General features: G+C 44.5%; 30 protein-coding genes. 28 read left to right on the top strand and 2 right to left on the bottom strand.

Annotated features, from left to right (window positions below; all coding sequences use genetic code 11):
- Nucleotides 1-515: 515 nt before the first annotated feature.
- From FC96_RS10265 to FC96_RS10370, 22 genes are read left to right on the top strand one after another with little or no spacing between them, the layout of a single operon-like run.
- On the top strand, nt 516-803 hold the full coding sequence (locus tag FC96_RS10265) for a BMC domain-containing protein (RefSeq protein WP_054659756.1): 288 nt from the start codon (nt 516-518) through the stop codon (nt 801-803).
- A 37-nt stretch (nt 804-840) separates the two neighbouring features.
- Complete coding sequence (gene pduB, locus FC96_RS10270; protein WP_056942931.1) at nt 841-1557, top strand: propanediol utilization microcompartment protein PduB; 717 nt, start codon at nt 841-843, stop codon at nt 1555-1557.
- Between the two features lie 15 nt (nt 1558-1572).
- Entirely contained in the window at nt 1573-3249 is a 1677-nt protein-coding gene (locus FC96_RS10275; RefSeq protein ID WP_056942932.1) for a propanediol/glycerol family dehydratase large subunit, read from the top strand.
- Nucleotides 3250-3268: 19 nt separating this feature from the next.
- Complete coding sequence (locus FC96_RS10280) at nt 3269-3985, top strand: propanediol/glycerol family dehydratase medium subunit (RefSeq protein WP_056942933.1); 717 nt, start codon at nt 3269-3271, stop codon at nt 3983-3985.
- A 12-nt stretch (nt 3986-3997) separates the two neighbouring features.
- A complete protein-coding gene (locus FC96_RS10285; protein WP_056942934.1) occupies nt 3998-4519 on the top strand; it encodes a diol dehydratase small subunit in 522 nt (173 codons plus the stop codon).
- Nucleotides 4520-4534: 15 nt separating this feature from the next.
- Nucleotides 4535-6364: a diol dehydratase reactivase subunit alpha gene (locus FC96_RS10290; protein ID WP_056942935.1), complete on the top strand. Its 1830-nt coding sequence runs from the start codon at nt 4535-4537 to the stop codon at nt 6362-6364.
- A 2-nt stretch (nt 6365-6366) separates the two neighbouring features.
- Nucleotides 6367-6735 (top strand): glycerol dehydratase reactivase beta/small subunit family protein, encoded by a 369-nt coding sequence (locus FC96_RS10295; RefSeq protein ID WP_054659763.1) that lies wholly within the window; start codon nt 6367-6369, stop codon nt 6733-6735.
- The gene (locus tag FC96_RS10300; protein ID WP_054659765.1) at nt 6732-7235 is read left to right on the top strand and encodes a BMC domain-containing protein; all 504 of its coding nucleotides are present in this window, start codon (nt 6732-6734) and stop codon (nt 7233-7235) included. The genes FC96_RS10295 and FC96_RS10300 overlap by 4 nt, the downstream gene beginning before the upstream one ends.
- Nucleotides 7236-7247: 12 nt before the next feature.
- Complete coding sequence (locus tag FC96_RS10305; protein WP_275452783.1) at nt 7248-7526, top strand: BMC domain-containing protein; 279 nt, start codon at nt 7248-7250, stop codon at nt 7524-7526.
- A 28-nt stretch (nt 7527-7554) separates the two neighbouring features.
- Entirely contained in the window at nt 7555-8187 is a 633-nt protein-coding gene (gene pduL, locus FC96_RS10310; RefSeq protein WP_054659767.1) for a phosphate propanoyltransferase, read from the top strand.
- 30 nt (nt 8188-8217) lie between these two features.
- Entirely contained in the window at nt 8218-8721 is a 504-nt protein-coding gene (gene pduM / locus FC96_RS10315) for a PduM family microcompartment protein (RefSeq protein ID WP_054659769.1), read from the top strand.
- Complete coding sequence (locus FC96_RS10320; RefSeq protein ID WP_191976666.1) at nt 8709-8981, top strand: EutN/CcmL family microcompartment protein; 273 nt, start codon at nt 8709-8711, stop codon at nt 8979-8981. Before pduM ends, FC96_RS10320 begins: the two co-directional genes overlap by 13 nt.
- A gap of 14 nt (nt 8982-8995) precedes the next feature.
- Nucleotides 8996-9571 (top strand): cob(I)yrinic acid a,c-diamide adenosyltransferase, encoded by a 576-nt coding sequence (locus FC96_RS10325; RefSeq protein WP_056942938.1) that lies wholly within the window; start codon nt 8996-8998, stop codon nt 9569-9571.
- Nucleotides 9572-9576: 5 nt separating this feature from the next.
- Nucleotides 9577-10053 (top strand): GlcG/HbpS family heme-binding protein, encoded by a 477-nt coding sequence (locus tag FC96_RS10330; RefSeq protein WP_054659774.1) that lies wholly within the window; start codon nt 9577-9579, stop codon nt 10051-10053.
- Nucleotide 10054: 1 nt separating this feature from the next.
- On the top strand, nt 10055-11482 hold the full coding sequence (locus FC96_RS10335; RefSeq protein WP_056942939.1) for an aldehyde dehydrogenase family protein: 1428 nt from the start codon (nt 10055-10057) through the stop codon (nt 11480-11482).
- Between the two features lie 3 nt (nt 11483-11485).
- On the top strand, nt 11486-12607 hold the full coding sequence (locus FC96_RS10340; RefSeq protein ID WP_056942940.1) for a 1-propanol dehydrogenase PduQ: 1122 nt from the start codon (nt 11486-11488) through the stop codon (nt 12605-12607).
- Nucleotides 12608-12622: 15 nt separating this feature from the next.
- A complete protein-coding gene (locus tag FC96_RS10345; protein ID WP_056942941.1) occupies nt 12623-13807 on the top strand; it encodes an acetate/propionate family kinase in 1185 nt (394 codons plus the stop codon).
- Nucleotides 13808-13823: 16 nt separating this feature from the next.
- Complete coding sequence (locus FC96_RS10350; protein WP_056942942.1) at nt 13824-14168, top strand: BMC domain-containing protein; 345 nt, start codon at nt 13824-13826, stop codon at nt 14166-14168.
- Nucleotides 14169-14178: 10 nt separating this feature from the next.
- A complete protein-coding gene (locus tag FC96_RS10355; protein ID WP_156403218.1) occupies nt 14179-15183 on the top strand; it encodes an oxidoreductase in 1005 nt (334 codons plus the stop codon).
- Nucleotides 15173-15955, top strand: a complete 783-nt coding sequence (locus tag FC96_RS10360) for a tyrosine-protein phosphatase (protein ID WP_054659778.1) — start codon at nt 15173-15175, stop codon at nt 15953-15955. The genes FC96_RS10355 and FC96_RS10360 overlap by 11 nt, the downstream gene beginning before the upstream one ends.
- Before the next feature lie 31 nt (nt 15956-15986).
- Complete coding sequence (locus FC96_RS10365; RefSeq protein WP_056942944.1) at nt 15987-16694, top strand: MIP/aquaporin family protein; 708 nt, start codon at nt 15987-15989, stop codon at nt 16692-16694.
- Nucleotides 16695-16747: 53 nt separating this feature from the next.
- Nucleotides 16748-17224, top strand: a complete 477-nt coding sequence (locus FC96_RS10370) for a EutP/PduV family microcompartment system protein (protein ID WP_235804756.1) — start codon at nt 16748-16750, stop codon at nt 17222-17224.
- 1 nt (nt 17225) lies between these two features.
- Here the strand turns inward: FC96_RS10370 and FC96_RS10375 are convergent, their stop codons facing one another.
- Together FC96_RS10375 and glpK are read right to left on the bottom strand one after the other, a co-directional pair.
- Nucleotides 17226-18323 carry a helix-turn-helix domain-containing protein gene (locus FC96_RS10375; protein WP_056942945.1) on the bottom strand — a complete coding sequence of 366 codons (1098 nt, stop codon included), beginning with the start codon at nt 18321-18323 and terminating at the stop codon, nt 17226-17228.
- A gap of 185 nt (nt 18324-18508) precedes the next feature.
- Nucleotides 18509-20008, bottom strand: a complete 1500-nt coding sequence (glpK, locus tag FC96_RS10380) for a glycerol kinase GlpK (protein ID WP_056942946.1) — start codon at nt 20006-20008, stop codon at nt 18509-18511.
- Between the two features lie 406 nt (nt 20009-20414).
- Between glpK and FC96_RS10385 the strand changes: the two genes are divergently transcribed.
- From FC96_RS10385 to FC96_RS10410, 6 genes are all read left to right on the top strand, one after another.
- Nucleotides 20415-21122, top strand: coding sequence for a DUF4430 domain-containing protein (locus tag FC96_RS10385; protein WP_056942947.1), 708 nt, complete (start codon nt 20415-20417; stop codon nt 21120-21122).
- A 16-nt stretch (nt 21123-21138) separates the two neighbouring features.
- Nucleotides 21139-22098 carry a prenyltransferase/squalene oxidase repeat-containing protein gene (locus FC96_RS10390; protein WP_056942948.1) on the top strand — a complete coding sequence of 320 codons (960 nt, stop codon included), beginning with the start codon at nt 21139-21141 and terminating at the stop codon, nt 22096-22098.
- Between the two features lie 93 nt (nt 22099-22191).
- Entirely contained in the window at nt 22192-23124 is a 933-nt protein-coding gene (locus tag FC96_RS10395; protein WP_235804757.1) for an energy-coupling factor transporter transmembrane component T, read from the top strand.
- Nucleotides 23103-24758 (top strand): ABC transporter ATP-binding protein, encoded by a 1656-nt coding sequence (locus FC96_RS10400; protein ID WP_056942996.1) that lies wholly within the window; start codon nt 23103-23105, stop codon nt 24756-24758. Before FC96_RS10395 ends, FC96_RS10400 begins: the two co-directional genes overlap by 22 nt.
- Nucleotides 24755-25489 carry an ECF transporter S component gene (locus FC96_RS10405; RefSeq protein ID WP_056942949.1) on the top strand — a complete coding sequence of 245 codons (735 nt, stop codon included), beginning with the start codon at nt 24755-24757 and terminating at the stop codon, nt 25487-25489. Before FC96_RS10400 ends, FC96_RS10405 begins: the two co-directional genes overlap by 4 nt.
- 101 nt (nt 25490-25590) lie before the next feature.
- A complete protein-coding gene (locus FC96_RS10410) occupies nt 25591-26094 on the top strand; it encodes an ECF transporter S component (protein WP_235804758.1) in 504 nt (167 codons plus the stop codon).
- Nucleotides 26095-26108: the final 14 nt, after the last annotated feature.

Consider the following 26108-nt stretch of genomic DNA (forward strand, 5'->3'; position numbering starts at 1 on the left):
TAGGCATTAAAAAATCAAAATTTTCCTTCATAAACGTTGAACTCCTTTAAATCAATTATTTACAGTCTAAAAGTTAACGCGCATAAGCAACGAATGCAAATTGGGAATCTTTTTCATAAAAGTATAAAAGAAATTATTTATGTACTTTTATAACAGTAACTTTTTTAAGTCATACTTTAAATATATATAAAATAATTAGCGCTTAGCTTGATTATTTGTGCTATTTTACACTTTTTGATAAAAATTAACATCACTATTGAAAAGTAGGCCTGTTTGTCAAGAAAGTAACAAATTAAAAAAGCCGCTAATTTTATCTTTAGATAATGATAAACAAACGAGTCAGTATTCAAAATGATAGTTTGTTGTTCCAATTATGATAATCCTGCACTTGAGGTGTCTGAATTCAGCTAGTGAAATGTTTAAGTCTCTAAAATAGTGCAAGCAAAATTCAATATAATGTAAGTGCTTTCAATGAGAAAGCTATACTCTGCACAAACTTTAAGGAGGATCTCGTCATGGAACAAGAAGCTTTGGGTTTAATCGAAACAAAAGGTTTAGTTGCTTCAATTGAGGCTGCCGATGCAATGGTTAAGGCCGCAAATGTTGACCTAGTGGGTCAAGAAAAAATTGGTCATGGGTTAGTGACTGTTATGGTTCGCGGTGATGTTGGCGCCGTTAAAGCATCCGTTGATGCTGGTGTAACTGCAGCTGAAAATATTGGTGAAGTGCTCTCAAGCTACGTTATTCCTCGTCCTCATACTGATGTTGAAAAGATTTTACCAAAAACGACTAAAGAAAACTAACTTTCAAATTATAAGTCATTGAGTTAGGAGGCGTGACATGAACAATTTTTTAAACTCTACTAGTTCAGTCTCTGAATTTGTAGGTGCAAGCGAAATTGGTGACACCATCGGAATGTGTATTCCAAGCGTTGACCCACTACTGCTTGGTCAATTGAGTGTTCAAAAGCAATATTCTGTTATTGGTGTACTGAGTGCCCGGACAGGTGCGGGTCCTCAAATTATGGCGATGGATGATGCCGTGAAGGCTACCAACACAGAGGTATTGGACATTGAACTACCACGTGATACCAAGGGCGGTGCTGGCCATGGATCATTGATTCTAATCGGCGGAAATGATCCTTCGGATGTGCGGCAAGCGATTCAAGTTGCATTGGACGGGTTAAGCAAGCGGTTTGGTGATGTTTATAATTCACCAGCGGGGCATCTTGAACTGCAATTCACGGCGAGTGCTTCAGGTGCTTGCCACTTAGCTTTTGGGGCGCCAATCGGTAAAGCATATGGATTAATCTGTGGTGCGCCATCTGGTATTGGTGTTGTGATGGGCGATACGGCGGTTAAAACAGCATCCGTTGACGTCTTATCGTTTGCTTCACCAGCTCACGGAACAAGTTTCTCAAACGAAGGGATTCTTCACATTAGTGGGGACTCAGGAGCCGTCCGTCAAGCAGTTATTGCTGGACGAGAAGTCGGGTTAAAGTTATTGGCTGAACTTGGGGCCGAACCCGTAAACGACTTCCCTTCATACATTAAGTAGAAGGAGGTTTAAAACGTGAAACGACAAAAGCGATTTGAAGAATTAGAGAAGCGGCCTATTCATGAAGATGGGTTCGTCAAAGAGTGGCCAGATGAAGGTTTAATTGCAATGATGGGGCCTAACGACCCAAAGCCAAGTATCAAGATTGAGAATGGTGTTGTTACTGAACTGGATAGCAAGAAACGCGACGACTTCGACCTGATTGACATGTATATTGCAACCTACGGAATCGATTTAAAAAATGCTGAAAAAGTTATGGCAATGGATTCTATTAAGATTGCAAATATGTTAGTGGATCCCAATGTTTCTCGTAAGGAAGTTATCAACGTTACATTAGCTTTAACACCAGCTAAGGCTGAAGAAGTTATTAGCAAATTGAATTTCGGTGAGATGATCATGGCTAGCCAAAAAATGCGACCTCGTCGGACGCCGGCTACTCAAGCGCATGTGACGAACATTCGTGATAATCCTGTGCTGATTGCAGCCGATGCAGCCGATGCAGCCGAACGTGGTTTTCCGGAGCAAGAAACAACGACGGCGGTTGCCCGGTACGCACCACTTAATGCCATTGCACTGTTAGTTGGCTCGCAAACCGGACGTCCAGGTGTCTTGACCCAATGTTCTGTTGAAGAAGCGTTGGAACTTAACATGGGGATGAAAGGATTCACTGGTTATGCTGAAACGATTTCCGTTTACGGAACCGACCAAGTATTTACAGATGGTGATGACACCCCATGGTCTAAAGGATTTTTAGCTTCATGTTATGCCTCTCGTGGGTTGAAGATGCGATTTACCTCAGGTTCTGGCTCAGAAGCTATGATGGGTAACACTGAAGGAAAATCAATGCTCTACCTTGAAGCAAGATGTATCTTCATTACCAAAGCATCAGGTGTCCAAGGCCTCCAAAACGGTGGTGTGAGTTGTATTGGGATCCCAGGCGCCGTGCCTTCTGGAATTCGCTCAGTTATGGGTGAAAACCTCTTATGCATGATGATGGATATCGAATGTGCCTCAGGTAATGACCAAGCCTTCTCTCACTCGGATATGCGGCGGACTGAACGGCTATTGGGTCAGTTTATTGCCGGGACTGACTACGTTTCATCTGGTTACTCATCAACACCAAACTACGATAATACGTTTGCGGGTTCAAATACTGATGCCATGGATTACGACGACTACTACATCATGGAACGTGACTTGATGATTAATGGTGGGATCCACCCGGTAGATGAAGCAACAATCATCAAAGTTCGGAATAAAGCGGCTAAGGCAGTTCAGGCAGTCTTTGAAGAACTTGGCTTGCCAAAAATTACCGATGAAGAAGTTGAAGCGGCAACTTATGCCAACACTTCAAAGGACATGCCAGACCGGAACATGGTCGAAGATATGAAAGCTGCTGAAGATCTCTTGAATCGGGGCGTGACAGCAGTTGATATTGTTAAAGCACTGTATGAATCAGGGTTTAAGGATATTGCGACCGAAGTTTTGAACCTTCAAAAGCAAAAAGTGTGTGGTGACTTCCTTCAAACGTCAGCCATCTTTGATAAGGATTGGAATGTCATTTCTGCTGTTAATAACCCTAATGATTATCAAGGCCCTGGTACTGGATACCGGTTGGATGAAGACCCAGAGGAATGGGAACGGATTAAAGACGTCCCATTTGCACTGGATCCAGGTCACATGAAATTTTAAAGAAAAGGGGGTATGTACCGTGTCGAATTCAATTGATGAAGACTTGTTAAGAAGAATTATTAAAGAGGTTATTTCTGAATCAAGTAACGTGGATAAACCAATTTCGTTTGGCGAAGGTCAAGCAAGTACGAGTGTTGCAACTGCTGACGATGATCGTTCAACCCTGTCTCACGCTGTGTCGGAGGAGAAATTGGATTGGTTCAAACACGTTGGTGTTGCAAAACCAGGTTTTTCCCAAGACGAAGTTGTCATCGGTGTTGCACCGGCCTTTGCCGAGGTGTTGACGAGCAACATGAGAGGCATTCCGCATAAGGATATTTTACGTCAACTGATTGCGGGTATTGAAGAAGAAGGTCTCAAGGCTCGAGTCGTTAAGATTTACCGGACGTCAGACGTTTCGTTCTGTGGCGCTGAAGCGGATAAATTATCTGGTTCCGGCATTGCGATCGCTATCCAGTCAAAGGGAACGACGATTATCCATCAAAAGGATCAAGAGCCGCTTTCAAACTTGGAATTATTCCCGCAAGCCCCCGTTTTGACCCTCGATACTTACCGGGCAATTGGGAAGAACGCAGCGGAATACGCTAAGAATATGTCACCAACGCCAGTGCCAACGGTTAACGACCAAATGGCCCGGGTGGCTTATCAAGCAATCTCGGCGTTGATGCATATCAAAGAAACCAAGCAGGTCGTCCAAGGGAAGCCTGCTGAAGAAATTGAAGTTAACTTCGATTAAGGAGGAATCAGAATGAGCGAAATTGATGATTTAGTTGCTAGAGTGGCGCAACAATTGCAGTCCCAATCTGGTACCGCAACTAGTGGCGCTACCGCTACAACTCACGCAACTTCTGGTAAGGGTCTTGGTGCCAGCGACTATCCGCTGTACAAGAAGCATCCAGAACTCGTTAAATCACCATCTGGCCAGTCTCTAGATGACATCACAATTGATAACGTCTTGAGCGGTAAAGTTGGGTCAAAGGATCTTCGGATTACCTCTGACACATTGCAATATCAAGGTGAAATTGCCGATCATGCAGGTCGGTCAGCTATTCAACGGAATATGGCGCGGGCTGCTGAATTAACCGCAATTCCAGATGACCGGCTACTTGAAATGTACGGTGCGTTACGGCCATACCGGTCAAGCAAACAGGATTTGCTCGACATTTCAGATGAATTGGCAACAAAGTATCACGCAACAATTTGTTCTGGATGGTTTAAAGAAGCTGCTCAGTACTATGAGAAGAATAAAAAACTCAAGGGTGACAATTAGTTAGGGGTGGAAGCGATGAAGCGAGTTATCGGTGTCGATATCGGGAATTCGTCGACAGAAACTGCTCTCGCCGAAGTCTCAGAAGAAGGCCAGATCACATTTCTTGGTTCCGGTATTGCTGACACAACCGGGATTAAAGGCACAAAGCAAAACATGATTGGAATTCGGAAATCCATCGCTCAGGTTTTACAAAAAACGGGATTAGAGCCGTCAGACATTGATCTCGTTCGAGTAAATGAAGCGACACCGGTTATTGGTGATGTTGCAATGGAGACGATTTCGGAAACCATTATCACTGAGTCGACAATGATTGGGCATAATCCCAATACACCAGGCGGCTTGGGGATTGGTTCCGGATATACGGTCAGCATTCTAGACTTGGTTCAAAGTGGCAACTTGTCAGACGCGTACATTGTGGTGGTACCTGGTGGAATTGACTTTGCAGACGCTGCTAAGTTAATCAACATGTATATCCAAAAAGGCTATAAAGTCACCGCGGCGATTTTGCAAAACGACGATGGTGTATTGATTGACAATCGGTTGGAACACCGAATCCCAATTGTGGATGAGGTGTCTCTAATTGATAAGGTGCCGTTAGGGATGCTGGCAGCAGTTGAGGTTGCTGATAAAGGAAAAGTAATCTCACAACTGTCTAATCCGTATGGTGTTGCTACCCTGTTTGGGTTGACTTCTGACGAGACGAAAAACATTGTCCCCGTATCACGAGCTTTGATTGGCAATCGTTCCGCTGTCGTGATTAAGACGCCAGAAGGCGATGTTAAGGCCAGAACGATTCCAGCAGGAAGCATTACCATCAAAGGTGACAATGGTTCTGAAAGTGTCAACGTGGCCGGTGGGGCCGAAGCCATCATGCAAAAGGTGAATACCTTCCACGCCATTAGCGACATTACAGGTGAGTCGGGCACTAACGTTGGCGGCATGCTTGAGAAAGTTCGTCAGACGATGGCGGAATTGACGGGGAAGCAAAACAGTGAGATTGCCATTCAAGATCTGCTGGCCGTTAACACGTCGGTTCCGGTTAAAGTGCAAGGTGGCTTAGCAGGCGAGTTTTCTAACGAACAAGCAGTCGGAATTGCTGCAATGGTGAAGTCAGATCACTTGCAAATGCAACGGATTGCTGACCTGATCAAAGAGACTTTGGATATGCCGGTTGAAATTGGTGGTGCTGAAGCCGAAGCAGCTATTCTGGGAGCGCTAACAACACCCGGGACAACAAAGCCGATTGCAATCTTGGACCTTGGCGCTGGTTCGACAGATGCTTCAATCATCAATCGGGACAACGACATCGTCGCCATTCACTTGGCCGGTGCTGGTGACATGGTCACGATGATTATCAACTCGGAACTCGGCTTGGATGATGTTTACCTTGCTGAGGAGATCAAAAAGTACCCCTTAGCAAAGGTTGAAAATTTGTTCCAGATTCGGCATGAGGACGGGACTGTTCAGTTCTTTGATAAACCATTACCTGCTGAAATTTTTGCAAAAGTGGTGGTTATTAAACCTGAAGGCTACTCCCCAATCCCGGGTAATCTAGGGATTGAACAAGTTAAAAATGTCCGCCAAAGTGCTAAGAAGCGGGTATTCGTTGAAAATGCACGACGGGCACTTCAACATGTGAGCCCTACCGGAAATATTCGGGATATTCCGTTTGTTGTGATTGTTGGTGGGTCAGCGTTAGACTTTGAAATCCCACAATTTGTCACTGACGAATTATCCCATTACAGCTTAGTAGCTGGTCGCGGAAATGTTCGATCCGTAGAGGGACCACGGAACGCTGTGGCCACAGGTTTGATCATTTCATACGCCAACGAAAGAAGGGGTTAATCATGATTGAGACTGACAAACGGATTCCTTCGATCGTGCTGGCTGTACCCAATGATGATGTTGATTTAAGTGACCTAGACGACCTTTTTAATGGGATTGAAGAAGAGGAAATTCCAGTTTCAATTAGTCCGATTGAGCAGGGAAACATCGTTTCAAATGCCTACCAAGCGGCATTGTCATCGAAATTATCTGTCGGCCTTGCTTTTGATGCAACCCAAGTGGTCTTACATTATAAGAACTTGGCCGAACAAGAGCCCTTGTTTACGGTAAAACGCGGAAATCCAACCATTATGAGAATGATGGGGACCAACGCGGCAAGGCTTGTCAAAGGGACACCATTCAAGCTTGGTGAAGGAAGTGAATTTAAATGAAATCATTGGGTTATTTAGAAGTTGAGGGTCTGTCAACAGCGATCATCGCGGCCGATAAAATGTTAAAGACCGCGGACGTAGAACTTCAAGTTCTAGAAAACACTCGCGGTGGCGGTTGGATTATGATTTGTATCACCGGCGATGTGGCTGCCGTATCCGTTGCTGTGGACGCTGGCGCCGAAACAGCCGGAGATAAAACGATTTCCTCAACGGTCATCGCTAATCCGGCTGAAGGGGTTGAAGCCATTGGTCAATCGGATGCTATTTTAGGTAAAAAGCAACCGTCAGAGCCAGAAGTAAAGGTAGCCACTGAGACCACGCAGGCAGCGACACCAGATGACACAGTAAAGCCTGATTTACCAAAGGCCCAGGAACAACCGGAGACGAAGCCGGCTCCTAAGCGGACGACGCCGCGGAATCGTGCTAAACCGTCTAAACCAAGCACTAATAACAAAAATGTAAAACCGAAGAATACACCAAATAATAACGACAACAAATAAATGGAGGAATTTATTATGAATAACGCATTAGGAATGATTGAAACCAAGGGTTTAGTAGCATCTATTGAAGCAGCCGATGCAATGGTTAAGGCTGCCAACGTTGAAATGGTCGGTCAAGAAAAAATTGGTAGCGGTTTAGTTACTGTTATGGTTCGAGGCGATGTTGGTGCCGTTAAAGCCGCCGTTGATGCCGGTGTAGCCGCTGCCGAAAACATTGGTGAAGTGATGTCTTCATATGTCATCCCTCGTCCACACGCTGAAGTGGAAAACATCTTACCAGCTAAGAAATAATTAACGAGATACGGGATGGGAATCGACTATGAATGATGAAGAATTAAGAAACATTATCAAGAAAATTATTCTTGAGGAAACACAACAAAACCAGATTAGAATTGGTGTTTCAAACCATCACATTCATTTGACGGATGCTGATTTTAAGGTTTTGTTCCCCGGTCAAGAAATGACGGTATTTAAGCCGTTATATCAACACAATGAATTTGCATCGAACCAGTTTGCTGACGTTGTTGGACCAAAGGGAACCGTTAAGCATGTTCGAATCCTTGGGCCTAACAGGGATCACTCGCAAGTTGAAATTGCGAAGTCTGAAACCTACACGTTGGGTATCGACGCACCAATCCGTTTGTCTGGTCACTTGGAAGGCGCACCGTCAGTCAAATTGGTAACGCCAGACGGTGAAGTCACAGTGCAAGGCGTCATTGTTGCTAAGCGGCATATCCATATGAGCCTTGAAGATGCTCAGCGGTTTGGCGTTAAGTTAGGCGACTCGGTTTCGGTTGAAATCAAAACGCCAGATCGGACCACCACGTTTGCTGATGTGATTGCTCGCCCACGGGAAGATTTCTTACTTGAAATGCATATCGATACGGACGAGGCAAGTGCCGCAAATGTCGGGCCTAACACAACCGGTCGAATTATTGTTGACCCTAAATAACGGTCGCAACAATGGTGGAGGAGTGAGCTTATGGATAACCTAATGGCTAGAGTTGTTGAAAAGATTCAACAACGCCAGACACAATTTCATCAGGTGGTTTATTCCGAGACGCTTAACGCTCCTGAAATTCAGGTATTCATCGACAATGCGAATGTAGATGTGATGACCACTCCCTTAAATTTTCTCCGTGATCTGTACCAGCTCAATAGCGATAACGACTGGGTGAAGTGGGTGATGAAGGGATTCGAGTATGATATTCAATTTCGGTTTGAAGTGTCTGACGAAGTTTCCCGTTTCATTCCCATTAAGATGATTCGAGATTGGCCGCTATTGTTCGTGGTTGATGCTAAGCGACCCGTCTATTCACTGGAAGAGCATGTGATATCAAGAGGTCGGATTGCGCAGTTGCCAGATCAATCGGTTGTCGTTTTACTTCGGAATCAGAATTTGACTTCTGAAGCGGCGGACCTTGTTCGTAGTAAGGATATTCAATTACAAGTGAGGAATGATGCAGAGTGTATATGGCAAAAGTAGTCGGAAGCGTTGTTTCGACCCAAAAAGATAAGTCGCTCATCGGGCGAAAGCTAATGATCGTCCAACCCGTTGATGCCGACGGACAAGCCTCACGAGCTCAAGAAGTGGCCGCTGATACCGTTGGTGCAGGGGTCGGCGAATATGTCTTACTGGTGCGAGGCGCCGGTGCCAGACGGGCCAATCATGATGTGGAAAAAAATGAACGGGACGTGGTGGATTGTGCCATTGTCGGCATCATTGACCAGTTTCAGACAGGATAGGCGGTGACTGCTTTTTGGCAATTTATACAAAGGGCGGCGATAAGGGACAGACAAGCTTGTATGACGGCGCACGAGTCGACAAAGACTCGACTCGAGTGGAAGCTTATGGCATGTTTGACGAACTGAATGCAAATGTCAGTGTTGCTGAAAAGCTATGTAAGTCCACAGCAAATCAGCAAATCCTTCGTCGCATTGAATACAAAATGTTTTTTTTACAGGGTGAAATTGCGACAGCTGATACCGAAAAGTTTTTAAAGAACAGCGTGACGATCGGGGAAGACGACATTAAGTTCCTCGAACAAGTCATTGATCAGTACACTGAAGAACTTCCGAAAGTATCCAGCTTCATTTTGCCAGGGACAAGTTTGGCGGGGGCGCAATTGCACGTTTGTCGCACGGTTTGTCGACGCGCAGAACGGCAATTTGTTCGGTTTCTTAAAACCCAAGACATGCGCCCGGTTTTAGAAAAATACGTCAACCGGATGTCCGACTTTTTCTACATCCTCGCCCGATCGGAGGATTTCGAGGCTCAAGTGGATGAGTTGGTCAAAAAAGTATCAGCTAAGTATGATGCAATCAAAGGAGCGTAATCGTGATGAACGAAGAACACATTAGTGAAATTATTAAAGGAATACTGTCCGAAACAGCAAGCAAGGACCAGCTATTTGACAAACAACGGATGGAAGCCGCGATTAATGATGGCATTAAGAAGGCTGATGAACTCGGTGTCGGCGTTACCTTCTGCTTTATGGATGCTGGCCGCGTAGAACGGATGCTATACCACATGCCAAACGCTAATTTAGTTAGTAGCGAATTAGCTCCTAAAAAGGCGTGGTCCGCTATCTCAATGAAGGAACCCACTAAGGATATTAGTAAAGATATCCAACCAGGGGCGCCACTATATCAGATGGAAACAATGCTTGATGGCAAACTCGTTTCATTTCCTGGTGGCATTCCGCTTACGGTTAATGGTCAAATTATTGGGGCCGTTGGCGTCAGTGGCGGTTTAATCGAAGAAGATCAAGCAATCTGTGAAGCGACAGTTGCATCGTTTATGAAGGAGATTCAGTAATATGGACCAATTGGAAGAGCGAATTAAGAAGATATTAACAGAAGAGCTAGCAAATATTAGTACGGCACCGACAGCTAATCATGTTGATGCGTCTAATCACGGTATTTTTAAAACGGTTGATGAAGCCATTGCAGCCGCAAAGGCAACGGAAGACGTTCTAGTCGACAAGCCCTTAGCATTCCGTGAAAAAATTATTGATGCCATTAAAGATGGCTTTCGGCCTTATATCGAAAAAATGGCCAACGACATTCGCGATGAAACTGGGATGGGAACCGTTGAAGCAAAGATTGCTAAGCTCAACAATGCTTTGTACAACACGCCGGGGACCGAAATTCTTCAACCAGAAGCCGAAACTGGTGATGGCGGCCTTGTGATGTATGAATATGCACCATTTGGCGTCATTGGTGCGGTTGGTCCAAGTACTAATCCATCAGAAACGGTCATTGCAAATGGGATCGCAATGATTGCTGGTGGCAATACCGTGTACTTTGGTGCTCATCCTGGTGCCAAGAACATTACGCGTTGGACGGTTGAAAAGCTTAACGAATTCGTATTCGAAGCAACTGGTATGACCAACGTTGTGGTTTCAATTGAAGAACCCTCAATTGAATCCGTGCAAGAAATGATGCAACATCCAGATATCGCAATGTTATCAATTACTGGTGGCCCAGCCGTTGTTCACCAAGCCATGATTAGTGGCAAGAAGACGATTGGTGCCGGTGCTGGTAATCCGCCTGCTATGGTTGATGCCACGGCTAACATTGCATTGGCAGCCCATAACATCGTGGATTCTTCTTCATTCGATAACAACATTTTATGTACCGCTGAAAAAGAAGTTATCGTGGAATCCAGTGTTAAAGATGAATTAATTGCAGCTATGCAAAATGAAGGCGCCTTCTTATTGAGCGATCCTGCTGATGCAGACAAAATTGCTAAGATGGCAATTGGACCGAAGGGTGATCCTGATCGTAAGTTTGTTGGTAAGGACGCAACTTTGATTTTGAACGCTGCTGGGATCGCGTATTCAGGTAGTCCCAAGCTGATTATTGTGGAAACCCCACTTGACCATCCGTTGGTGACAACAGAAATGTTGATGCCGGTATTACCGATTGTATCGTGCCCAACCTTTGACCGTGTTTTGGCAGCTGCAGTAGAAAGCGAACAAGGCTTACATCATACTGCCTCAATTCACTCTGAGAATCTGCCAAACATCAATAAAGCGGCTCATCGAATGAATACGTCAATCTTTGTTGTCAATGGGCCAACTTATGCTGGTACCGGGGTTTCATCGACTGGTGCGCACTCAGGAGCGTCTGCTTTGACGATTGCAACACCAACTGGTGAAGGGACGACGACAGCTAAATCGTTTACTCGTCGCCGCCGTTTGAACTCGCCGGAAGCCTTTTCACTTCGTTCATGGGAGGCGTAAATCGTGGAAACCATTTCAATTCCAACAAAAATTTTGTCTGGTGTTGACAGTCTAGATGAACTGACCAATATTTCCAACGAGAAAATCTTTATGGTCTGCGATTCATTTTTACCAAATACGCCGACATTAAAAGAAATTACATCGAAAATCAACAGCAGTAACAGTGTGACTATTTTTTCAGATGTAAAACCTGATCCGCCTTTGGAGAACATTATTCTGGGGGTCAAAAAGTATCTAAACTTTCAACCGACAGTTGTCATTGCCGTTGGTGGTGGTTCAGCCATTGATACTGGTAAAGCAATTCGGTTCTTTGGCGAAAAAATTCTGCAAAAGGATATTAAATTTTTTACAGCAATTCCAACCACCAGTGGGACCGGATCTGAAGTGACCAACACCAGTGTGATTTCAGATACGGCTAATCATCGGAAATTTCCAATTATGAACGATCACCTGACACCAGACTATGCGCTGCTCGATCCTAAGTTGGTCACGACAGCGCCACAAAGTGTCACGGCGTACTCTGGTCTCGACGTCATGACTCACGCACTGGAATCATTGGTTGCCACAAAATCCAACCTATTGACGGATGCGTTAGCTGAAAAAGCGGTTGATACGATTGCCCACCACTTAGTTGATTGTTACAACGATGGTCAAGATATTCAATCTCGTCAGGTCGTGCATGAAGCCTCATGCGCAGCAGGGATTGCGTTTAATACCGCTGGATTGGGTATTTGTCACGCCATTGCCCATCAATTGGGGGCAGAATTCCATGTTCCTCATGGGCTGGCAAATGCGATGCTTTTACCATACGTTGTGACCTACAACGCAAGTAAGAGTGACCTTGCGTTGGCAAAGTATGCAGCTGCTGCGCGTAAGGCAGGATTAGCTTCAAATGGCATGGGTGATAAGGTCGCGGTTCGACGATTGGTGGCTTGCATTCAGTCAATGATGCGGCAGATGCACTGCCCAGCTACTTTGAATGCGTTTGGCATTGACGTTGCTGAAGCGGCAAAGATGACCGCCCAAATTGTTAGCGGGGCAAAGGCGGATGGGACGTTCCCAGGAAATCCAGTAGTGCCAACCGATGACGACCTAGCTGCAATTTATAAGTCGATTATTAAATAGTCTTGGAGGCAAAGTATGTCAAATAAGGTATTAGCAATCAATTCTGGCAGTTCATCTCTTAAATTCAAATTGTTTGAAATGCCAGCCGAGACAGTGCTTTCAAATGGCCAAATTCAGCGAATTGGGTTCGATGACGCCATTGTTGAATTTGTGCTGAATGGTAAAGCTAGCAAAACCATCGAACCAATCGCCGACCACGGGCAAGCAATTAAGAAATTGCTTGAGATGCTTTTAAACAGTGGGATTATTAAGTCTAAGGATGATATCAAAGGCGTGGGCCACCGGGTGTCTCATGGTGGTTCGGCTTATGATCAATCGGTGGTCGTGAATGATCAAGTTAAACAAAAAATTGACGAACTCTCCGTGCTATCACCGTTGCATAATCCCGTGAATTTGAAGGGAATCGTGGAATTTGAAAAAGCATTGCCGCACGCTGTTCAGGTTGCCGTATTTGATACCTCATTTCATAAGACGATGCCAGAGGAAGCGTACATGTACGCCCTACCATACGATTACTATGAAAAAGATGGCATTCGCCGATTTGGATTCCACGGCCCTTCGCACGAATACGTGAGCGAAAAGGCAAAGGAATTGTTTGGCGAAGAAGTCAGTCACAAAGTGATTACCTGCCACCTCGGTAACGGAAGTAGCCTGTGTGCGATTAAGGATGGCAAGTCCATTGATACGTCAATGGGGTTCACACCACTAGCAGGCCTAGTGATGGGAAGTCGAACTGGTGACATTGATCCTGAAATTATTCCGTTTATTGAAGAGACTCGGGGACTTGATTCAGAAGGCGTTCGGCAACTCTTAAATAAGCAGTCGGGATTACTTGGCATTTCTGGTGTTTCGAATGATTTACGGGAAGTTCAAAAGGCGGCAGATTCAGGGAATCACCGTGCCCAACTAGCAGTTAAGATGTTTGTTCACCAAATTCAACACTACATTGGTGCTTATGCTGCCGATCTAGATGGCCTGGATACGTTGATTTTTACCGCTGGAATTGGTGAGCACAGTAGTAGCATTCGCCAACTGGTCTGCGAGAAACTGGGATACTTGGGTGTTTCGATTGACGATACCAAAAACCAGAATAATGAAGTTTCAATTGAAAGTCAGGATAGCCGTGTCAAAGTCGCAGTTATTCCGACTGATGAAGAAATTGTGATTGCCCGGGACGTTGTTAAAACGGCGGGTCTATAAGTAAGGGGGAGCGGTCTTGGCAAGAGAAATCGAACGAACAATTCAGGAGTATGTGCCTGGTAAACAAGTGACCCTTGCTCATATTGTGGCCAATCCAACCGCTGATATCTACGAAAAATTGGGGATTCAAGCACCTAAAAATGCGTTGGGAATTCTGACGATTACCCCAGCTGAAGCCTCCATCATCGCAGGGGATGTCGCCACTAAGACGGGTAATGTTACGCTAGGCTTTATTGATCGGTTCAGCGGATCGGTAGTGGTTGTCGGCGAAGTATCGGAAGTTGAGTCTGCTCTCAGGCAAGTCATTGATACATTGCACGGAATGCTGGGATTCGATATTCCAAGCATCACAAGAACGTAAGGTGATTTTATTGGAAACATCCATGGTATTTAGTCGAATTGATTTAGGAGCTGGTCTGATCCTGAAGAATCATTTTGTTCTAACTCCCCTTGACATGCAACTCAGTCGGGAAAACGGGCAAATTACCCAACGTGATCTGGCCTTTCACCGAAGTCGGTCAAGGGATGTTGGGTTGGATGTTGTCGGGTCAGCTTACGTTGATCTCGCTGGAAATACGGCCCCCAATTCGGTGGCTGTTGACACCGAGGAGGCGATACCGGGACTAACTCAGCTTGCTGAGACGATTCATCAGAACCAAACGAAAGCGGTTTTGCAACTCGTTCATGCTGGAAGGGCGACAAATAAGGGGGCCACGCAAGGACAAACGATCATAGGACCGAGTTCGATTGCGGCCCCCTTTGCTGGGTTTCCAGTGCCAGAAGCGTTATCAGATAGGGCCGTGTCAAAGGTGATGAATCAGTTCATTGACGCTGCGCATCGGGCTGAAAGAGCGGGGTTTGATGGTGTGGAATTGCACGGGGCTAACTCGTTCTTGCTTCAACAATTCGTTTCACCCGTTTCTAATGCTCGAACGGATAAGTATGGCGGAACGTTGGTTAGAAGACTAAGGTTCCCTGTGGAACTCATGACGCGGTTAACGGCCCTAGTCAAATCGTTTCACCACGATTTCGCTCTAGGTTACCGACTAAGTCCAGAAGAGCTGATAGCGGATGGTATGAGTTTGGTGGATACTTTGGCGTTAGCAAGGGTATTAGATGACTGTGGTATCACGTATTTGAGTCTATCGCTTCGGAATTATGCGCAGACAAGCGCAACAATGCCAGCGACACAAACGGAAATCGTGACCTTATTTAAACGGGTTGTTCACTGTCCTGTCATGGTTGCTGGTGGTGTCAAAACGGGTCCAGATGTGATTGATGCTGGGCAACGATCAGAACTTATTGGGATTGGTTCGGCCCTAATAAAAGATCCAAATTGGTTAAAAAAGGTGAGGAATGAGTTAAATGTCGATTGATTTGAAAATTCCAGGGACGTTTAACTTTCGTGACTTTAGTGAGGTGAACGGAACAGACGGCCCTTCGCTTAAACCGCTTCAACTTGTTAGAGGGGGCTTCCTGTCAGACGTGACTGATTTAGGGTTGGCCACGTTGGCTGAATATGGCATTAAAACGGTCATCGATTTGCGCTCTCCTAATGAAATGGCCACCTTTCCGGATCGGCTATCGCCGCAAATGAGATACCTTAAAATACCAGTGTTTGACGATGATCCGACGAGTAGCACAATGTCGGACAAAGAAATCAAGCGACTTTATGCTGACGATGATCAGTTTGGGTATAACCGCATGCTGCGATCGTACCGCAAAATGGTGATTGATCCCCATGCAATTGCCGCTTATCAAGATTTCTTTGAAGCTATTATTACCTACGCCGAAGATGGCGGAATTTTATTTCATTGTTCAGCTGGTAAGGACCGAACCGGGTTTTGCAGTTACTTATTACTGGCGGTGTTAGGCGTATCAGAACAAGCTAACATGGACTTTTACCTAGCCTCAAACGCTGCGTCGACCGATCGAATTAAGTGGCGCCTTGACCAAGCAAAAAAGGACCATTTAGGCAGTTGCTTTATTCAGTCCGTCCATGATTTGGTCGTTGTCCGACGAGCCTATATTGAACAAGCGGTATCGCTCATAAACGACCAGTTTGGTGGGATTGACGCCTATGTGCGAGATGTGGTTGGTCTGACAGAATCGCTGATTGATTCGTTGAAACAGGTGTTAATTAAGTAAGCTAAAATAAAAAGAAACTTGGTGATAAATGATGAATGGATTTATTGGAGAATTCTTTGGGACAATGATTTTGATATTATTGGGTGCTGGTACGGGAGCAAGTATCAACCTCAAAAAAGCGTATGCGAAAGGCTCAGACTGGACCTACGTGACGATTTCTTGGGGATTAGCTGTGACAATGGGCGTCTACGTTGCCGGTTTACTTGGCTCGGACGGTCATTTGAACCCCGCTGTTACAATTGGTTTTGCATTGGCTGGATTGTTTAAGTGGTCGCTTGTGGGACCATACTTGGCTGGTCAATTCTTAGGCGCCTTCGTTGGTGCAGCCCTTGTTATTATTCAGTTTTACCCGCACTTTAAGGAAACCACAACAGAAGAGGACGGCAACCAAGTGGGCATCTTCGCAACGGCGCCAGCGATTAAGTCGGCCTTCGCCAATTTCTTATCCGAAGTCATTGCGACGTTTGCATTTATCTTTATTCTATTGAACCTAGGCGACTTCACTCAGGGGCTAAAACCACTAATTGTTGGGTTTTTAATTACTGCAATTGGGATGGCGTTGGGGAGCACCACTGGGTTTGCGTTGAACCCAGCTCGTGATTGGGGACCAAGATTAGCTTATACCATTTTACCCGTTCCAAACCGAGGTAATACCCATTGGGAATATGCATGGGTGCCAATGGTTGGGCCGATTGTCGGTGGCGCAATTGCTTGTTTCTTGGAAGTCAGCTTAGTGTAACAATTTAAAAAACATTCGCTCAGCGAATGTTTTTTTAGAATAGAAGGAGAGGCATGATGAAAAAGCGACCCATGTTTGTTGGACCAATTGGCTGTGGCAAGACATCCACCATTCAACGACTCACGCATCAAGAGTTTAAATATAATAAAACCCAGTCGGTAGAATTTTTCCAGGACTATATCGATACGCCAGGTGAGTACATTGAGCATCGCCGGATGTATACCAATATTGCAACTACGGCCATGGATGCGAATGTTGTCGTTATTATTTTAGGCGTCAACGATCAACGGCTAATCTTTCCTCAAGGTTTCTCGACCATGTTCGCGATGCCAATGATTGGGGTGGTTAACAAGATGGACCTGGTAAACTACGATGTGCAGCACCCAGATTATCTGAGAGTGGCGGCCCAGTTAAAAGCGGCTGGCGCTAAAGAGATTGTCGCGGTATCGGCTAAGGATGGGGAAAACATCCCAGTTTTAGAAGAAGCCATCAAAAAAGCTGCATCCAAGGAATCGAATACAGCAAAATGAATCAAATATTTTGTAAATCGGTATAAAGCCACTGAATTTCTGAAATCGTCTGAACCGGGATTTCATTGACGGACTTTGTGGGCTGTTGGCCATCGATTGTAAATAACCAGCCACGGTTTTCAGCGGAGTCGGTCAGGTTGTCAATGCTGTTCACGTACAAGAACGTGTTAGCCGTTTGGTAGAAAAAGTCGATGCCTTGTTTATTAAAAAAGCGTTTCGACACGTCAAACACGGTATCGTCAGTTGCCCAATCAATGGTATGAGGAATCGTGAAAATCTTTGCGGTTGGTGTGTTTTGACGCCGGAACTTAGAGGGAGTAGTTCCCGTCATTTTTTTAAAGGTTTTGGTGAAGTAGCTTGTTTGGGTAAAGCCTACGTCAGCTGAAATGACGTTAATTGGCCGGGTTGTCAGTGCCAACTTTTCCTTAGCTCTGGCAATTTTGATGTGATTGACGTAGTCAACAAAAGTGACGTTAAGGTACTTTTTGAACAATCGACTCAAGTATGAAGGCGATAAGTACACTTTATTGGCAACTTCATTTAGCGAGAGTGGCTTCACGATATTTTGTAAAACATATTCGCTAGCCTTCTTTAAACTGGTGTAGGACTCCGTTCGATCGTAAATAATTTGCGGTTCGTGAGCGTCATTTTCGTTTCCTTTATCCTGAACGCGGGGGGACATTTTTAGCAGGATACTGAGATAGTTGATCTGGCTAAATTCGTCTTTACTTAAGGGATCCAAAACCTTTGAGTCAGTACAGTTATGGACTTCGCTAAAAACCTGTTGGAAAACGTTTGATAGGTAGTCTTTTGACAACTTAATTCGTTGCTGAGACACTTTTTCTGAATTACACAGGATAAATCCCCAAAAATTAGCATTATATGTGACGGGGAAAATGGTGTAATTAATCATTTGCTCTAAGTCTAATTGTTGTTGAATGAGTTTTTCATCGGTAAAAACATGATTTTTATGCACAAGAATCCCAGATAACCCGTAAAACATGGCATCAATTTGGGTAATATCAGAAAATGACTGTAAATAATCACCGAGGCTCGTGTATTCGGGTAATGTTGGCATATCTAGTGAAACTTTAGGCATGCTGATAATCCCCTTTCTGTAAAAACGCTTACACTATTTCTATTCGCCCCAAGTTTAACATAAAAAGACAGCAAAAAAATAGTACTATCAGCCTTAAAATGGCGTTATTTTGTGATTGATAGTACTATTTTGTTCTTGAATTAAAAGTTATGCCATTCACAATGTGAAAACGTCCGAATAATAAGTTAGGATTCTGTATAAAATTCAACTGCTTTTACTGCCCGTTGCCAGCCATGATACCTTTTTTTTCTTGTTTCTGGTGACATATTGGGTTGAAGTGCTTCATCATTCTGCTGGAGTTGTGAGATTTCGTTAAAATCACGCCATAACCCGACCGCTAATCCAGCCAAGTAAGCGACACCTAAAGAGTCAATGTTAGGGGCCGTTTTTTTGTGGAGCGTCGTACCGGTTAGATCCGCTAAAAACTGCGGTAAGTAGCCGTTTTTAACGACCTCACCGTTGACGCGGATATTTTTAATAGGCATGTTTGAGTCTTTCACCATGCTCGTTAGAATATCATTCGTTTGATAGGCAATTGATTCAAGTGTTGCCCGAACATAGTCGTATTTTGTCGATTTTTGCGTCATGCCGAAAGTGGCGGCGTTAGCGTTGGCATTCCAGTATGGTGCACTTAAGCCAGTAAACGATGGCACAACGTATAAGCGACCGTCGTCGGTTGATTTTTTGGCCAATTGTTCGACGTCATCAACGTTGTCAATCATTTCTAGATTATCTTTCAACCACTGGAGGGCCGATCCGGCAACGAATATGCTACCTTCGATGGCGTAGGTGCACTCACCGTTAATACTATAAGCGATAGTGGTCAGTAAATGTCGTTTGGACATCACGAGCTGTTTGCCGGTATTCATAATGATGAAGGCGCCTGTCCCGTACGACCCCTCCACTTCGCCGACACTGGTTGCTAAACCGCCAACTAGTGCCGCCTGTTGGTCACCCGCTAGTGCTGCAATGGGGATCTCAGCGTTAAAAAAGACGTCGGCGTTCGTATTCCCATAAACCTCTGAATTTGATTTTACCTCTGGTAATAGCGAGGCCGGAATGTTAAAAATTTTCAATAAGTCAGCATCCCATTGCAGGGTGTGGATATTAAACATCATCGTTCTACTAGCATTGGTGTAATCCGTAATATGGAGTGCACCTTTTGTTAACTTCCAAACGATCCATGAATCGATTGTTCCAAATAGTAGTTGGCCGTGTTCTGCCATTTTACGGGCGTTATCAACTTGACTCAAAATCCAAATAATTTTGGTGGCGGAGAAGTAGGGGTCAATGAAAAGCCCGGTTTTGTCATGGATGGTATCAGTATATCCAGCATTAATCAGGTTTTGAACGAGTGGTTCCGTTTGGCGAGATTCCCAAGCTAACGCGTTATAAATGGGTTTTCCAGTTGTCTTGTCCCAGACAATCGTGGTTTCTCGCTGGTTAGAAATCCCAATTCCAGCAATCTCTGAAGGCTTACATTTGCTAATAATTAATAAATTAGTGACACAAGACATGAGTTTCTCCCAAATTTCATCGGGATCTTGTTCGTACCAGCCTGGTTGAGGTGAGTACTGGTTGAGATGCTTACTGGAAGAAAAGAGCGCATTAAAATTGCGGTCGTACAAGGTTGCGGACGCTCGCGTGGTTCCGATATCAAGCGACAATATATAGTTTTGCGTCATCACACTAACCTCCCTTTATCGATGAATCCGGTTCACCTGCATTTTACACTAAATTGACAGTTATGTGAGCTTAAATTTAGATATTGTGATTTTGTGATCATAGTCAGTTTATGACAATTTTAGTCGAGATTTCCGGTTAGTAAATAGCCAAAATTGTTCTATTTTAGTCTGGGGTCGGCAAGATTGAGCCATTTTCTTGTTCACTTCTGCCGATTGCTAGCTTAGAAAGGACAACTCCGGATGATTCGCCGAATTAAAAAGGGTTCTAGGATAAAATAGGATTATCAAAACAAACATTGAACATGGTGATTGGCCTTGAATGAAAGCGCTATCCGAAGTGCGATGACCATCAGATATTGGTTAGTCAGCTATGCCTAAACGATGAATTTTTAAGGAGGCCCCAATAATGTCCAAGCGAAAAATAACCTTACTCGTTGTTAGTCTATTCGTGATATTTGGATTGGGATTTGCTGGCTACTCGGTCATGAGCAAGAGCGATAGTCAGGAAGTTTCGAATTCTTATAACGGTGATCAGAGTTCCAAGGCGAGTAGTAGTTCGGCTACATCCACAAGCTCTGTAACTCCAGAGAAAAAGGTTGCGGCTAAAGTTAAGGATACAAAAACAAGTAGTGATCCGTCGCATAAGCAAACCACAAAAAGCAAAGTTGTTGCAATTACCTCAACGAAAAAGGGCACGAAGGCGACCGCTCAAAAAAAGAACCATTCTGCACAAAAAACAAATAAGATCAATGGACAAACTTGCTCATTAACTGTCCGAGGTCCGATGACTCAAGGCAATAAGGTCATGATGCAGGCCACCAATGTCCGTTTTAAAACCGGCGACGTTGTCAGTACGGTCTTGAAAAATGTTGCGAAAGAGAAACATGTTGCAGTTGCCTACCAAGGAGGTGGCGGAACGACCTATATTCGCGGAATTAGTGGGTTGTTTGAATTTGACCGTGGTTCTGGCAGTGGCTGGCTTTATTCGGTTAATAACAAATTCCCAGGGTTTTCATCGGGTAAGTATAAAGTGAAGAACGGTGACCATATCCAATGGCTATACACCGAAAACTTAGGTAAGGACCGGGATGCGCCACAGGTCAGTCAACGGTAAAGGGAGGAACTAAAAAGTGAAAAAAAGAAATTTGATTAAATCAACCTTGCTGGTACTAGGAACAATTTTATTGTCTAGCGCACTATTTACAGGTCGGACCAAAGCAACAACGCCTTATTACACGCAATCAATTAATAAAGGGGCCAGCTTCATTAAAAGCCATACTGCGAAGCAAAGTTTGGATAGTTGGGATGCACTGGCCGTTCGCCGTTCGCCGTATGGGATGAGCTCAGCCGCCAGAAAGGTGTTTGTTAAGAATTTGGCGGGGCAATTCAGTAATTTACAGGGCCACTACGCCGCAGTGGATTATGAACGCAGTTTGATTGGTGCAGTATCAGTCGGGTACAATCCCACCAAGTATCAGGGGAAGAATTTGGTAACCGGCATTATTAAAACAGCACCAAAGTCAAACTCCGGGATCACGGCCAAGATTTTTGGCATTATTGCACTAAGCACAAAGAATTACGGTACAACGAGCAATGCCACTATCAAGACGTTATTAAGTCAAGTTGTAAAGGCTCAAAACACTCAGGGTGGATGGGCTTTGACCGGAACTGGGAGCGACGTTGATATTACGGGGATGGCCCTGATGGCGTTAGGGATGCACAGAAGCTATTCAAGCGTGAAAACGGCCATTACAAAGGCGGTTAATCTACTAAAGAATACGGCTTTCCAAAAAACGACGGGAGATTTTGTGATTAGTAGTGCATTTACCAAAAAGGCAAATGCCAATTCCGATGCCATGGCAATTGCTGGATTATCGGCGGTTGGTATCGATACTGAAAAGACGCTCAAGACAAAGAGTGGGGTCACCCCTATTCGACGACTCATCAAATATCAAAAATCAAACGGGCAGTTTAGATGGCTTGTCGGTAGTAATAGCGGATCACTTCAAATGGCCACTCAGCAAGCGACCTACGCGATGGAACAATATCGTAATTTGAAGTTGAAAAAAGGCTCAATTTTTAATTTTTAATGGTTAGATCGAACCTGATCTGCTGAACGAAGCAGTTTTTGGAAAACATCAAACAGAAACTTAGTCTGGATAGGTAACGTGGAGGTGTTTTTAATGGACCAGCAGATGGCGAAACAGCGATCACGGGCAACTGGTGCGGTGCGTTCACGACTCGTTTTTGAACAACTAAACCCGTGGGTGACTTTCAGTTACTACGTGGTCACTATTGCGTGTTCAATGGTTTTTTTACACCCCATTTTTTTGCTGGTTGAACTTCTGATTGTGGTTGGCGTGAACTACGTTGCTCGCGTTAGAAAGCAAATGGTCATGGTGTTGGAAGGCAGCATTTTCATGGTGGCGTTTATTATGGTTTTAAATCCACTCATTAATAACCGCGGGGCCCATGTCATTTGGACGTTTGGCGGAACGTTAATTACGGTTGAGGCTATCTTTTACGGCTTTATGATGGCGTTATCGCTAGTGATCGTCTTGCTGACTTTCTTGTCATATAACAAGGTGTTAACGAGTCAGAAGTTTATGTATCTCTTTTCAAGAATATCGCCCAAGTTAACCTTGTTGACGATGATTACGTTGCGATTTGTCCCACTTTTCATCAGGCGATTAAAAAACATTTCACAAGCTCAAACCGTCCGGGGTATCAATGTCAATCGTGGTAGTTCGCGCCAACGGAGTATTGGCGTTGTGAAAATGATGGAGGTTTTATTAGTTCGATCATTTACGGATGCGCTACAGACAGCTGATTCGATGAATGCTCGTGGATATGGTAGTGGTCAGCGTTCGAGTTATCAGCGTTACCGGTTCAAACAACGCGATCTTTTATGTCTTGGCTGGTTTATTCCGCTTAGCGGTCTGTGCTTCTATGCTGCCAGTCAAGGAATTGGCCGAATGGTTGTGTATCCCGCATTGGGATCACTCGGCTTATCGCTTACGGGTTGGCTCGTTTTGTTGGGGGTCGCTGTACTGTTTAGTTTTCCATTAATCTTAGAGGCTTGGGAGTGGCTGTGGTGGAACTTATTAAAGTCGTAAACTTCAACTTTGAGTATGCATTAGCAAAGAAAAGAAGTCTGATTAACATCAACCTGGCAATAAATTCGGGTGATTTTATTACCATTGCTGGTGATTCGGGAAGTGGGAAAACGACCCTGTTACGGCAATTTAAGCCAGAGCTGTGGCCCGTGGGTAAACGTGAAGGCCAAATTCTGTTTGAAGGGCAATCGATTTCTGAATTGGCAAAACGGCAAAGTGCCCAAAGCATTGGAATGGTTTTTCAAAATCCCGATGATCAATTAGTGATGGATAATGTCATTCAAGAACTGGCCTTTTCACTAGAAAACATTGACGTGCCCGCTGACGTGATTCAGCAACGGATTGCTGAATTAGTGAGTTTTTTGGGACTGCAAGAAATTTTGTATGAGGATGTCCACAACTTATCTGGTGGTCAGAAACAGATGGTCAACTTAGCCGCCGTATTAATTCTTCGTCCGAAACTGCTTATTTTAGATGAACCAACGGCGCAACTAGATCCGATCGCAACGAAAGAGTTCATTTCTTTATTGAATCGAGTTCATGATGAATTAGGGATTGCTATTGTGATGAGCGAACATATCTTAGATGATGTGTTGCCGCTGTCTAACAAACTTTGGATTCTTAAGCAGGGGGAGTTGATGGCTGATGGGCCAACCACTGCCGTTTTAAAGCAGCTTTGGACGGAACCCCACTTAAGGAACTTTATTCCAGACGTTCCCTTTTTATTTTTAAATCAGCAAATAGCAGCGCAGTTACCTGTGTCAGACCTACCGTTAACGGTGCTTACTGGTCGTGAACTGATGCAACGAGGACACGTCGAGGTGCAAGCAGAAGCAAAGTCACGGATTAGCCATGATGAAAATGGCGTTGTGGCGAAACTAAGTCACCTGTCGTTTGAGTACGATAAAAATGGTCACTATATTTTAGACGATCTCAATTTGAGTGTTCATCAAAAAGACTGGTTGGCGATTATTGGTAAAAACGGGACCGGTAAAACGACGCTGTTAAAGGCAATTATGGGATTTATTACCCTTCGACGTGGTAGCGTCAAGTTACTTGATAAGAAACTCGCGACTTGGACTAAAAAAACGGATCAATTTTATCGTGAAGTGTCCTATTTATCGCAAACACCGAGCGACTATTTCAGCTACGATACCGTTCAGGAGGAATATGAGGAACGTGCTAAACAGCTAAACATGGCGACGCCTGTAGAAGCAGCTCAAAATATGATGCGAGACATGACGATCGATCAAATTGCTAATCGTAACCCGCACGATGCGAGTGGGGGTGAGCAACAACTCATTGCATTGGGTCTCTTGTTGATGTCGAATCCCAAGTTGTTATTACTTGATGAGCCAACGAAGGGATTAGATCCGATTCGGCGCCAAAAATTGGGTGATATTTTACAGAAGCGGCAGACTGAGCAGAATCTAACCATCATCATGGTCAGTCATGACATGAACTTCAGTGCCCAGTTTGCCAACCGCTGTGCCTTGCTTTTTGACGGTAAGTTGGTTGCGCAAGCCGAACCACACCAGTTCTTTGCTGACAATTTCTTCTATACCACAACGGTGAACCGACTTCTTCGTTATCAGTTGCCCAACGTTATTGAACGGGGGGAGGTTATTCCATGAAATCCTTGTCGCAAACTTTTAAACCAAGTATGGGTTACGCCATCTCAATTGGTGTGTTTGTTCTTTGTCTAGTTTGGATTACTTTTTTTAATGGGGACCAACACTATTTGATTTTGAGTTTTATTTGTCTAGCTGCCAGCATGTTACCGTTCTATTGGCATTTTGAAACCCGGGAATCGGAAGCTAGAGAAATTGTGTTTTTGGCTGTCTTAGCGACGGTGGCAGCACTTGGCCGGGTTGCGATGGCGGCTGTTCCCGACGTGAAACCGACCAGCTTTGTCATTGTGATGACCGGATTGACGCTTGGACCGGAAGCGGGGTTTATCGTGGGCTCAACTTCGGCGGTCGTATCGAACCTGTTTTTAGGACAGGGGCCTTGGACTCCTTGGCAAATGTTTGCGTGGGGTGCAATGGGCATTTCCGCCGGGCTAATCCGTAATTTTAAGATCGCACATAACCGTTATTTTTTAGCTATATTGGGACTTGTTTACGGGTTCTTGTTCGGTTGGATTATGGATTTATGGTACGTGATGGTCTACGTGCAGCCACTCAACATAAAGACTTTTATCGCTGCCTACCTTGCTAGTTTTTACTTTGATCTTGCTCATGGTGTTACCACTGCCATTTTACTTTATTTATTCTATCAATCGTGGTACCGCATTATTACGCGATTTAAGTACAAATATGGACTGGCAGGCGTTCAAGATGAGATCAATCAACAAAGTTTTTGAAATTGATAGGTGTCTGTTGAATGAGAAAGCGCAATTCGTCGTAAGATTGCGCTTTTTGGAAGTTAGAGGACTAATCACGAAAATTTGGGAGGATGATTCCATTGCAACGTACTGACCAATTAAAACGACTTGTTTTAGCGGCGATGTTTCTGGCGCTTTGCGTCATTGGTGCTAACTTAAAAATGATGGGGTCCATTGCCTTTGATTCGATGCCAGCATTTCTAGGCGCAATTCTAATGGGGCCGTGGTACGGTGCTATTTTAGGTATTTTTGGCCATTTGTTATCAGCCGGTTTAGCAGGATTTCCCCTTTCACTACCCGTCCATGGGGTCATTGCAGGATGCATGGGTGTTTGTATGTTTCTTTTCGGTAAAATGCGCCATGGATTTGAATTTTCAACAATATCGCGAGTCCTCTTATCAGACTTTGTCGGCTACGCCGTTAACGTTCCCTTAGCTTTAGTTATTTTATATCCCATTATGGGCGCCGCGGTTTTGGCCTTTTTTGTTCCTCTAACGCTAGCGACTGTAGCCAATATTGTGATTTGTGAAGTGGTGTACGTCGCGCTGCCATCACGCATGACACACGCCTCATTTTTAGTGTGAATGACCTGAAAGGG

Origin of the sequence: Secundilactobacillus kimchicus JCM 15530 (genome assembly GCF_001433995.1) — a bacterium.
GTDB classification, from domain to species: Bacteria; Bacillota; Bacilli; order Lactobacillales; family Lactobacillaceae; genus Secundilactobacillus; species Secundilactobacillus kimchicus.

Bases quoted from the DNA above. Each gene is read 5' to 3' on its own strand.
- FC96_RS10265 (WP_054659756.1), top strand. From the start codon at position 516: ATGGAACAAGAAGCTTTGGGTTTAATCGAAACAAAAGGTTTAGTTGCT.
- pduB (WP_056942931.1), top strand. From the start codon at position 841: ATGAACAATTTTTTAAACTCTACTAGTTCAGTCTCTGAATTTGTAGGT.
- FC96_RS10285 (WP_056942934.1), top strand. From the start codon at position 3,998: ATGAGCGAAATTGATGATTTAGTTGCTAGAGTGGCGCAACAATTGCAG.
- FC96_RS10290 (WP_056942935.1), top strand. From the start codon at position 4,535: ATGAAGCGAGTTATCGGTGTCGATATCGGGAATTCGTCGACAGAAACT.
- FC96_RS10295 (WP_054659763.1), top strand. From the start codon at position 6,367: ATGATTGAGACTGACAAACGGATTCCTTCGATCGTGCTGGCTGTACCC.
- FC96_RS10300 (WP_054659765.1), top strand. From the start codon at position 6,732: ATGAAATCATTGGGTTATTTAGAAGTTGAGGGTCTGTCAACAGCGATC.
- pduL (WP_054659767.1), top strand. From the start codon at position 7,555: ATGAATGATGAAGAATTAAGAAACATTATCAAGAAAATTATTCTTGAG.
- pduM (WP_054659769.1), top strand. From the start codon at position 8,218: ATGGATAACCTAATGGCTAGAGTTGTTGAAAAGATTCAACAACGCCAG.
- FC96_RS10320 (WP_191976666.1), top strand. From the start codon at position 8,709: ATGGCAAAAGTAGTCGGAAGCGTTGTTTCGACCCAAAAAGATAAGTCG.
- FC96_RS10330 (WP_054659774.1), top strand. From the start codon at position 9,577: ATGAACGAAGAACACATTAGTGAAATTATTAAAGGAATACTGTCCGAA.
- FC96_RS10335 (WP_056942939.1), top strand. From the start codon at position 10,055: ATGGACCAATTGGAAGAGCGAATTAAGAAGATATTAACAGAAGAGCTA.
- FC96_RS10345 (WP_056942941.1), top strand. From the start codon at position 12,623: ATGTCAAATAAGGTATTAGCAATCAATTCTGGCAGTTCATCTCTTAAA.
- FC96_RS10360 (WP_054659778.1), top strand. From the start codon at position 15,173: ATGTCGATTGATTTGAAAATTCCAGGGACGTTTAACTTTCGTGACTTT.
- FC96_RS10365 (WP_056942944.1), top strand. From the start codon at position 15,987: ATGAATGGATTTATTGGAGAATTCTTTGGGACAATGATTTTGATATTA.
- FC96_RS10370 (WP_235804756.1), top strand. From the start codon at position 16,748: ATGATGAAAAAGCGACCCATGTTTGTTGGACCAATTGGCTGTGGCAAG.
- FC96_RS10375 (WP_056942945.1), bottom strand. From the start codon at position 18,323: ATGCCTAAAGTTTCACTAGATATGCCAACATTACCCGAATACACGAGC.
- glpK (WP_056942946.1), bottom strand. From the start codon at position 20,008: ATGACGCAAAACTATATATTGTCGCTTGATATCGGAACCACGCGAGCG.
- FC96_RS10385 (WP_056942947.1), top strand. From the start codon at position 20,415: ATGTCCAAGCGAAAAATAACCTTACTCGTTGTTAGTCTATTCGTGATA.
- FC96_RS10395 (WP_235804757.1), top strand. From the start codon at position 22,192: ATGGACCAGCAGATGGCGAAACAGCGATCACGGGCAACTGGTGCGGTG.
- FC96_RS10405 (WP_056942949.1), top strand. From the start codon at position 24,755: ATGAAATCCTTGTCGCAAACTTTTAAACCAAGTATGGGTTACGCCATC.